Origin of the sequence: Neptuniibacter sp. UBA6509 (genome assembly GCA_002435145.1) — a bacterium.
Lineage (GTDB): Bacteria > Pseudomonadota > Gammaproteobacteria > Pseudomonadales > Balneatricaceae > Neptuniibacter.
In genome coordinates this window covers 22015-32227 of sequence record DJLT01000072.1, presented here as the reverse complement: position 1 = coordinate 32227, position 10213 = coordinate 22015, and the positions used below count along the sequence as shown (strand labels likewise).

Here is a 10213-nt window from a genome sequence, read left to right as displayed (position 1 = left end):
GGATGACTTGACTGACCCGTCTCCAGCAACAACCTTCTCGCATCTTGATGCGACAGTAGTACTGTCTCGTCAAATCGCAGAATTGGGTATCTACCCAGCGGTTGACCCACTGGATTCGACTTCACGTCAGCTTGATCCATTGGTTATCGGCCAGGAGCATTATGATATTGCTCGTCAGGTACAGGGTGTTCTTCAGCGTTATAAAGAGCTGAAAGATATCATTGCTATCTTGGGTATGGATGAGTTGTCTGAAGAAGACAAGCAGGTTGTAACGCGTGCTCGTAAGATCCAGCGTTTCCTATCTCAGCCATTCTTCGTTGCTGAAGTATTCACTGGTTCTCCAGGTAAGTACGTATCTCTTAAAGATACAATCAGCGGCTTTAAAGGCATCCTTGAAGGACAGTACGACGACCTACCAGAACAAGCGTTCTACATGGTCGGCGGTATGGACGAAGCGATCGAAAAAGCTAAAAGCATGTAAATGCTTTTAGCTAACCTTTACGAGGTATAAATATGGCTATGACTGTTCATTGCGACATCGTTAGTGCTGAGAACGAAATCTTCTCTGGCCTGATCGAATTCGTATCCGTAACAGGTAGCCTGGGTGACTTGGGTGTTTACCCAGGTCACGCTCCGCTTCTGACGGAACTGAAACCAGGACCTGTCGAATTACGTAAACAGGGTGGCGAACAGGATATCTTTTATGTATCCGGTGGCTTCTTCGAGGTTCAACCTCACAAGGTAACTATTCTTGCAGACACTGCTCTGCATGCAGCAGACCTTGATGAAGCAGCAGCGCAAGAAGCTCAGAATCATGCTGAACAAGCAATGGCTGATAAAACTTCCGAGTTCGAATACTCGAAAGCGGCATCTCAGCTTGCAGAAGCAGCAGCTCAGCTTCGTACTCTACAGGAGATTCGTAAAAAGCTTGGTCGCTAAGACCCTTTTTACAATCGACGATATAAAAGGCAACCTTCGGGTTGCCTTTTTCGTTTATGGAAAATTATTTATTAATCTGTAGCCAATACAGAGAAGGATAAGACATTAGCGGAGAGCCTACTTATTATAAAAGCCGCCAAAGCGTATTAAAGATAATCTTTTGAGCTGCTGCAACTTCAGCTGAATTTATCACTACCGCGGTGGGATAATTCTCAGATGCCAGAGAGATAATGGCGCATTTGGGAGGATAGATAGCAATATACGCAGCATCGACTTTACCCTCAGTTTTTATCCACTTACGTTCTGATAACTCTGCATCCTCACCGCCATCGCCAATTGCTATTACCTGTACGCTTATACCACGCTGTATACGTTGATTAGTGAAGTTGGGGAAAGGTCGATAAAGGTGTTGCCTAATCGGCTTAGAGGAGAAGACTGAATAGCTTTGTTCCTCAGAATTATCAACAGTCCCTAGAATATCTTTAAGTACATGTTCTATACCCTCATCACCCTCATAGAATTGAACATTAGCAGTATTAAAGTCAGGCTTTAAGTGCTGAAGTTCAGGAATAATACTCTGTTTAAGTGTGTCTATCGCTTGTTCTATTCCTGAACGGCGCTCTTCAGCAAGTTGTAATAAGTAATCTGGGTCGACTGGAGAAAATAGGCGACGTTTACCTTTAGGAAGGTACGTAACGATCCCTTTACGTTGCATCTCTTTGAGACTTTCGTATGTGCTGCCACGATTAATGTCAGATTTATCAGCAATTGCGCGAATGGAACTTGCTCCTAAAGAGAGAAGGGCCCTATAGATCTCAGTTTCACGGGCTGTTAAGCCGAGTAGTTCAAATATTTCATTATTCATAATTGTCATAAAGTTTGTGACAAAAGGGATTGTATGAAACTATTTTTACTTTAAAGTGCGTCAATAATAAAGCGGTAATTATTAATCTAGGCGCAAGGCCACAAGGATAGTTTTACATTATGTCAGTCGACGTTGTCATTTTAGCTGCCGGACAGGGCAGCCGTATGAAATCAAACCTGCCAAAAGTACTTCATAAAGTCGGTGGAAAGCCGATGGTTCAACATGTAATCGATACAGCTACGCAGATGGCTGATGTTGATACACATGTTGTGATTGGTCATGGAGCAGACCTACTTCGCCAATCGCTAGAAGGTCAGACACTTAATTTTGCTTTGCAGGCTGAACAGAAAGGTACAGGTCATGCTGTGGCTCAGGCAATGCCTAATGTTGCCGAAGATAGTGTGGTGTTGATTCTCTATGGAGATGTTCCCTTAACTCAAGCTGCGACTATGCAAGAGATGGTTAACATTGCCGCCACAGGAGATCTGGCACTATTAACGGTAAATCTTAAAGATCCGACAGGATATGGCCGTATTGTTAGAAATAGTGATGATCAGGTTATCGCTATTGTGGAACATAAGGATGCAACAGCTGAGCAGCATCTTATCACTGAAGTGAACACTGGAATATTAGCGGTTAAAAGCCAATATTTAGCCGACTGGTTACCTCAGCTTTCCTCTGAGAATGCCCAAGGTGAATATTATCTGACAGATATTATTGCCATGGCTGCTCAGGGTGGTGTGCAGATCAGTGCAATACAGCCAGAAGCCGAAGAGGAAGTGCAGGGCGTTAACAATCGTGTTCAGCTGGCTGAACTAGAGCGTTGGTATCAACTGCAACGTGCTGAGTGGTTGATGGTTAATGGCGCTACGCTTGCAGACCCTTCTCGTATAGATGTGAGAGGCAATGTAAATATTGGACTGGATCTACTGATCGATGTGAATGTTGTACTGGAAGGCGATGTAACGCTGGGAGATAACGTTATTATTGAGCCTAACTGCTATCTAAAAAATTGTACGATTGGTGCTGGCACACATATAAAAGCTAATACGGTTATTGAAGATGCGGTGGTTGCTGAATCATGTGATATAGGTCCCTTTGCGCGTCTACGTCCAGGTACTCAGCTGGCTAACAAAGCGAAAATCGGTAACTTTGTTGAAACCAAAAAAGCGATTGTTGGAGAGGGATCTAAAATTAATCACCTGTCTTACGTTGGTGATGCAATTTTAGGTAAAGATGTAAATGTAGGTGCGGGTACTATTACCTGTAATTACGATGGTGTTAATAAATCAACGACTGAAATCGACGATAATGCATTCATTGGTTCAAATACAGCTCTCGTTGCCCCAGTCAAAGTAGGCAAAATGGCAACGGTTGGTGCAGGCTCTACAATTAGCAAAGATATTGATCCAGCTGCATTAGCTGTTACAAGGGCGAAACAAACCTCAATTAAGAATTGGCCGCGTCCGCAGAAAAAAGAGAAAGGAAACTAATATGTGTGGAATTGTAGGTGCCGTTGCTGCACGCCCTGTACAAGATATTTTAGTGGAAGGCTTGCGCCGTCTTGAATACCGAGGATATGACTCTGCGGGTGTCGCACTTTATACCGGATCACAAGTGGAGCGTTGCCGTCGCAATGGTAAAGTACAGTCGTTAGCGGATGCATTACAAGATAACCCGCTGATAGGTACAACAGGTATTGCGCACACGCGTTGGGCGACACATGGTGTCCCTCATGAACGTAATGCACATCCGCACATGTCGTCTGATCTTTTAGCTATTGTGCATAATGGCATTATTGAAAACTTTGAAGCGCTCAAAGAGATGCTTCAGAGTGATGGCTATGTATTTTCTTCTGATACTGACACTGAAGTGATCGCTCATTTACTTGCTAAGCAGTTGAAAACCGAACCTGTATTGCAAAATGCTGTAGCCAGTATTATCAAACAGTTAGAAGGTGCATATGCACTTGGGGTGATTCATAAGGACCATCCTGAGCAGTTAGTAACCGCACGAAAAGGTAGCCCTTTAGTTATTGGTGTGGGCATCGGTGAGAATTTTATTGCTTCTGATCAGCTTGCTTTACTGCAAGTAACTGACCGCTTTATGTTTTTAGAAGATGGTGATGTTGCAACGTTAACCGCTTCTGAAATTACTGTTTTTGATCATAATGGCGAAGCTGTTGAGCGTGAAGTTACGCAATTTGAACACGGTATTAGCGCAGCGGATAAAGGCGAATTTAAGCATTATATGCTTAAAGAGATCTACGAACAGCCTGAGGTTATTAGCGCTTGTCTTGAAGGCAGGATTAGCGGTGATAAATTACTAGAGCAGTGCTTTGGTAGCCAAGCGGCAGCCGTTTTTGATCAAGTAAAACAGGTACAGATTATTGCTTGCGGAACAAGCTTCCATGCTGGCCTTGTTGCTAAATATTGGATTGAAGATCTAGTCGGCATCCCTTGTATGATTGAGGTGGCAAGTGAGTACCGCTATCGACCTGTAGTGATTGCTGAGGGCACTTTGTTCTTAACGATCTCTCAATCAGGTGAAACAGCCGATACCTTAGCCGCTCTTCGTGAAGTTAAGTCTCGCGTGTTGGCCTCACTTGTTATCTGCAACGTGCCTGGAAGCACCTTAGTACGTGAATCAGATCTATGTTTGATGACTAATGCGGGCCCTGAGATCGGTGTTGCGTCCACAAAGGCATTTACTACACAGCTTGTTGCGCTAATGTTAACGACGATTGCGTTAGGCCGTAGAAACAATATGACGGCTGATACGGAAGCTCGGATTATTCAAGCATTAAGAGCGTTACCTCTACAAGTTGAGAATGCATTAGGTATGGATTCAGATATTGAAAACATGTCCCAAGCGTTTGCAGAGAAGAACCACGCTTTATTCTTAGGCCGTGGTACTTTGTATCCGATCGCTAAAGAAGGCGCGCTTAAGTTAAAAGAGATCTCCTACATTCATGCGGAATCTTACCCCGCAGGCGAACTAAAACATGGCCCTCTCGCTTTAGTTGATAAGGATATGCCTGTAGTTGCTGTGGCTCCTCAAAACGATATGCTCGATAAACTCAAAGCAAATCTTCAGGAAGTGAAAGCACGTGGTGGAGAATTGTTCGTTTTTGCAGGCTCTGATCGAGTCAGTAAAGAGGAAGCAACGTATTTATTGAATATGCCTGAGTGTGATGAGGTGATGCAGCCGGTTCTCTATACCATTCCGTTACAGCTATTTTCATATCATGTTGCTGTGTTAAAAGGCACTGATGTTGATCAACCACGTAACTTGGCTAAGTCTGTAACCGTTGAATAATATTAAATTAGGCATAAAAAAACGCCGCGCGGTTAAACCGTAGCGGCGTTTTTTATATAGCTGTTGAGTTTAACTATAATCTGCCGGGCTGTAGCCGCCTTCGATTCCTTTAGATGCCAATGCCACTGCATCATGAGCGTGTAGGCTTTCAAAGTGTTCTACTTTAAGCCAGAAATCAGAATAAAGAGGCTGATTCTGTAATGCCTGTTTAACACGGCGAGCAGCATCTTCGCAGAACATTAAGTTGTGACCATTTAAACGGGCAAACTCCTGTTCATCCGCACGTTTTACCGCTGTTTGTACGGGTGTTTTCAGTGCATCTTCAACTTGATCGATTAGATCAGTCAGAGGGAAAGCGCCCATATCTTTCGTTAACTTAACCCACGCAGTTGCTTGGCTACGTTGACTATGAGGAGTAGCAAAAGAGCCTTTCTCAGAGAGTAACCATTTTTCTACATCTTCGACATTGATGCCTTCTTTACCTTCAAAATCAGCACTAAATGCTTGTTGTAACAGCTGACGAGCTAAGGCTGCAGAGCATGGGCACGTAGAAGAGTAAGGAACACGTGTTGCGAGTTCCAAAACAACTTCATCATTTTTCAGCGTAGCGCGCAGGGTCGTTTTATAGTTTTTCCAGCCGTTATTATCACTTTTAAGAGCATCGCGCTTAATTAAGAAATCAAATTCGAAATTAAGGAATACCTGAGTACTGATATCGTGATGGCTGTCTAAAAGATGAGATAAAAAGTCGGTTAGTGCTGGCACATTAAGTGTTTGGTTTTCAAAAAAGTTACTTAATGCTAAGTATAAGCGGGACATATGAATACCCTTAACTTTGGGGTTAACCAAGTTAACGTAGGTATTTACACGGGCTTCTATATCATTGACACCCAGCTTACTGTCTTCGAATTGCAATGGGACGGTTATTCCGTTCATGCCTACCCAATCCAAAGAGCCGTGAATCTCAGGGTTTTGGTTACTGGTAACGTCAGGCAAATTGGTCATGAATAGGTCTTCCACTTAAATAGTTGCAATAATCAGAGTTCAAAACAATATTTCAGACAGCGTTTAGTTAACGCGTCTCAAGAGCTACTGTTGCTTCATTCTACATTCAATATAGTTAGATGAGGGCACTTTAGCTAAAAACAAGCGCTATCTGGCAATGTAGAATGGAGCTGTTATTCATCATTTTGGCGTAATTTATTCATCTGAAATTAGTCAAAAAGTACTAACTTAGATTTAGAGCGACGTACAATACCTCTAGGCAAAGGGTTTTTGCAAATTTAAGATGTTAAATAGGCTATTGTTGAATGCTTATTTTGGGAAGAAGGGAACGATTGTGCCGTGATAAAGCTATATTTATATGTTTTTGTTCGAAAATAGCTGATTAAGTCTGACATTATTAGATATTTTGCGCTTATCTATTTACTCTTGAGTGATAAGATCATAAAAAATAAGTAAAAGTGCCATTTAAGGTGCAATGCATAGTCTTATAGGAGGCCTATTGCATGAATGATTCTGTTACTAGCTTTGCGATTAACTTTATTGCTTTTGTTGGTATTGCATTTCTTCTGCTATTTGTAATCGCTTCAGTGGTTGCTTTGGTTATTTACCAGATAGATAAACATCAAACTGCCCAGACGATAAGGCGAAATTATCCTTTAATTGGCCGCTTTAGGTATTTTTTTGAGCATGTGGGAGAGTTTTTTCGTCAATATTTCTTTGCGATGGATCGAGAGGAGATGCCGTTTAACCGAGCGCAGCGCTCTTGGGTATATCGCGCGGCTAAAAACGTTGATAGCACGATCGCTTTTGGTTCTTCACGTGATTTGAGAATACCGGGCACTTATTATTTCTTGAATTGTCCTTTTCCTACCTTAAAAGAAGATGCCGTTAAAACCCAAAGTTTGCGCATTGGGCCTTATTGTCGTGAACCCTATGATGCAGCTTCCTTCTTTAATATATCGGGTATGAGCTACGGTGCAATGTCGAAGCCGGCAGTGCAAGCTTTGGCACAAGGTGCTAAAAAAGCAGGTTGCTGGATGAACACCGGAGAAGGAGGGGTATCTCCTTTTCACTTAGAAGCCGGGTGCGATATTGTTTATCAAATAGGCACGGCTAAATACGGACTTAGGGACGCTGATGGCAAACTTTGTGATGAAAAGCTAAAAGAAAAAGGCGCGCTTCCTCAAGTTAAAATGTTTGAAATCAAGCTCAGTCAAGGTGCTAAACCTGGTAAAGGGGGGATTCTTCCTGCGGAGAAAGTGACGCCTGAAATTGCAGCAGTACGTGGTATTCCAATAGGCGAAGACTCTCTTAGCCCGAACAGACATCCTGATATAGCCTCTATTGATGAATTGCTTGATATGATCGAGCATGTTCGTACCGTTACCGGTAAACCTTGTGGCTTTAAAATGGTTTTAGGTGACTCTGAATGGTTAGACGAATTCTGTGAGAAAGTGACAGAGCGAGGTGTTGAGTATGCGCCAGATTTCATCACCCTTGATGGTTGTGATGGGGGGACAGGCGCAGCGCCGATGCCGCTAATGGATAGTGTAGGTTTACCGTTGCGTGAGAGTTTACCTATCGTCGTTAATAAATTGATGTCACATGATTTACGAAAACGTGTACGCGTCATCGCTTCGGGCAAACTTATTAATCCGACTGATGTTGCTGCAGCCATTTGTATGGGGGCTGATTTCGCGGTGACAGGCCGAGGCTTTATGTTTGCTTTGGGTTGTATCCAGGCTCTACAGTGTAATAAAAACACTTGTCCGACAGGTATTACGACACATGATCCTGATCTTCAAAGGGGGCTTGTTCCAGAGGTCAAAGCTGATCGTGTAGCAAATTATCACAATCACTTAGTTTATGAAGTCGAGATGATTGCTCACTCTTGTGGTGTAACAGAACCTCGCAAGCTAAAACGTAAGCATTGTGCGATTGTTGTTGAAGGCAGCCGTTCTATACCACTGAATATCTTGTATCCAGAGTACTGAGCCTAAGTGCTATTTACTAAGGGCGATCGCTCTTAGGTATTTAAAAAACGCCAGTCTATCGACTGGCGTTTTCTTATCGTTTTAATTTTCTAACCAACATTCTTCTATATTGGCAGCAAGCTCTTTCTCTTCGAAGCGTTGTTCTATCGCCCGGCGTGTTTTTAATGCTCTCCTTGAAGCTAGCTTTTTGCGAGAGAGTTGTTCTTTTTCTTCAAAACCTACAATGAGGTCGAATACTTCAGTTTGAGTTTCGTTTAGGTCTTCTGTTTTGCTCAGCATTATAAGCTCCTGATCTTATCCTAACGGTCAGAAGGCCCAACTAGTACGGAGAAAATGTACCTATTAGAAGGGCACTGGTGAGTGAACATAATGGTTTGATAAACAAACTTATGCTCTTTTTTTAAACAACCTAATATTAGTTTTATAATAGCTTTGGCTAAATTTCAAACAATTTAGGCTGAATTTGAATGATTTCGATGGCTTATCTTAGGGAGGGGCTGTTTCAAAGAGATGACGAAAAGATGTAAAAAAAGTGACAAAACCGTAAGGTCCTGCTTACCAGTATCTGGTAAATACGCTTAGATCAGGGAGTCTTCAAACGCCTGCTTATCCCTATTGTTTGGCAGCGCAGTAATTTGCATATTTGATGCTTTTTTCTTTATATATTCGATAAAAATTGAGTATTATTTGTACGTTTATCAAGGATGTCGATGTGTAAAAAAGGGTGTATTAAATGAGTGATGATCAAGGGAAAAGTATCTAGCGTTTTTTTTCGCTCTTCCAGCAGCAGCCTGCGGCTTTATATTGGGATTTACGGTGCCGGTTATTAAGGATATGGGGATAACCACATATTTAACAGAAGGGCTGATGACTCTTGCAACTATTATGCTGGTCTACATAGGCGTCATCGCATTTTTAGCGCGTTTTGTTTTTTCTGGGTTGAATCAAGAGAGTATCTACCGATGGCCGATAACGGCTTTTGTCGTGGCTAATCTATTGTCATCGTTTGTGCTACCAATAGAAACTAAAGCTCAGGTGTTAACAATGTTTGGAGCGGATCCTGCTTGGTCTCAAAAGCTTGTGGTTATGCATAATGACGCGGTTGTTCGTGTCGCTGTCAGGGAGAAAGCGGAGGAGCATTATACGTTTGAGCTTATGGATAAGGAGATGAAAATTGTCGCGAAGTCTAAAGCCAATGTCAGATTAGGACCCAGTACCGATCACAAAAAAATGGGTACCTTATCTCGTAATGATGTCGTGGCTGTTCTTGGAAAAATTGATAATACTAATTGGTACCTCATTCAGTTAAGTGAGCAAACGGGTGGCTATATTCATGGATCACTTCTTCAAGAACGAGATGATGAGAGTAATTCTCAAAACATTGTTCATTCCCCTGCAAAAGCGCCTGCTTTACTCGATAAAAAGCCACAAGGTATAAAAGAGTTTGCTGTTAATCAGCCAATAATTCCTCCCGTTGATGATACCCAGGATATTACGGTGAAAAAACAGGAGCAGGCTAATAGAAATGATGCACTGGTACGGATTGAGGCGGCGAAAGCGCGGGAAAAACAATATCTCCGAAATGTACAGGCTAAGATTCGTGACTTCGATTTTTATGATTATGACTGTGAGATGCCGGATCTTCCAAGTGTTAATGCTGATTCTTATGACGGTAAGAAATTTGTTGAGAGAGTAAGACGTTATAGTCGCTGCTTAGATAATGAGTTTGACAATGATGTTGAAGATTTGGAGGAACTCATCATAAGTCTTGATGGCTCATGGAAAGAAGCGAGTGGTGGCGTCAATTGGGGCGTTCCAGGACGTTGTGAGTGCCAAGATGATGTCGGAGGGTTATGGGATGTTTTGGCGCGCAGGAAAAGAGAAAGAGAAGACGATTCTGCAAGACTGGATAGGAGCATAGATGAGCTTCAGGATCGTCTTGATCGATTAAATTGGATGGATGACTTGCAAAACCGTCTGGATGAAAATTTGCAGAACGACCGGGGCTTTAGGTCGTGGTGATCATATTTTGAATGATAGATAGAATTTTGTAAGTAGGCTTATCTTTAAGTGGGTTTAGTAGAGTAGTGCC

General features: G+C 42.4%; 8 protein-coding genes and 1 pseudogene. 6 read left to right on the top strand and 3 right to left on the bottom strand.

What is annotated here, in order from left to right; translation table 11 throughout:
* Positions 1-481, top strand: a pseudogene (locus B4K11_RS08955) (F0F1 ATP synthase subunit beta); the annotation flags it as partial.
* A gap of 32 nt (positions 482-513) precedes the next feature.
* The gene (locus B4K11_RS08950; RefSeq protein ID WP_292957392.1) at positions 514-939 is read left to right on the top strand and encodes a F0F1 ATP synthase subunit epsilon; all 426 of its coding nucleotides are present in this window, start codon (positions 514-516) and stop codon (positions 937-939) included.
* 124 nt (positions 940-1063) lie between these two features.
* On the opposite strand, the gene B4K11_RS08945 is transcribed toward B4K11_RS08950, so the two are convergent.
* Positions 1064-1804 carry a TrmB family transcriptional regulator gene (locus tag B4K11_RS08945; protein WP_292957389.1) on the bottom strand — a complete coding sequence of 247 codons (741 nt, stop codon included), beginning with the start codon at positions 1802-1804 and terminating at the stop codon, positions 1064-1066.
* A gap of 119 nt (positions 1805-1923) precedes the next feature.
* Between B4K11_RS08945 and glmU the strand changes: the two genes are divergently transcribed.
* A complete protein-coding gene (gene glmU / locus B4K11_RS08940; protein ID WP_292959334.1) occupies positions 1924-3297 on the top strand; it encodes a bifunctional UDP-N-acetylglucosamine diphosphorylase/glucosamine-1-phosphate N-acetyltransferase GlmU in 1374 nt (457 codons plus the stop codon).
* Between the two features lies 1 nt (position 3298).
* Positions 3299-5122, top strand: coding sequence for a glutamine--fructose-6-phosphate transaminase (isomerizing) (gene glmS, locus B4K11_RS08935; RefSeq protein WP_292955661.1), 1824 nt, complete (start codon positions 3299-3301; stop codon positions 5120-5122).
* 69 nt (positions 5123-5191) lie between these two features.
* Here glmS and folE2 read toward each other — a convergent pair whose 3' ends face one another.
* Positions 5192-6127, bottom strand: coding sequence for a GTP cyclohydrolase FolE2 (gene folE2, locus B4K11_RS08930; RefSeq protein ID WP_292955664.1), 936 nt, complete (start codon positions 6125-6127; stop codon positions 5192-5194).
* Between the two features lie 503 nt (positions 6128-6630).
* On the opposite strand from folE2, the gene B4K11_RS08925 reads away from it, so the two are divergent.
* Positions 6631-8121: an FMN-binding glutamate synthase family protein gene (locus B4K11_RS08925; protein WP_292955667.1), complete on the top strand. Its 1491-nt coding sequence runs from the start codon at positions 6631-6633 to the stop codon at positions 8119-8121.
* 81 nt (positions 8122-8202) lie between these two features.
* On the opposite strand, the gene B4K11_RS08920 is transcribed toward B4K11_RS08925, so the two are convergent.
* Entirely contained in the window at positions 8203-8400 is a 198-nt protein-coding gene (locus B4K11_RS08920; protein WP_292955670.1) for a PA3496 family putative envelope integrity protein, read from the bottom strand.
* Between the two features lie 537 nt (positions 8401-8937).
* Between B4K11_RS08920 and B4K11_RS08915 the strand changes: the two genes are divergently transcribed.
* On the top strand, positions 8938-10143 hold the full coding sequence (locus B4K11_RS08915; protein WP_292955673.1) for an SH3 domain-containing protein: 1206 nt from the start codon (positions 8938-8940) through the stop codon (positions 10141-10143).
* Positions 10144-10213: the final 70 nt, after the last annotated feature.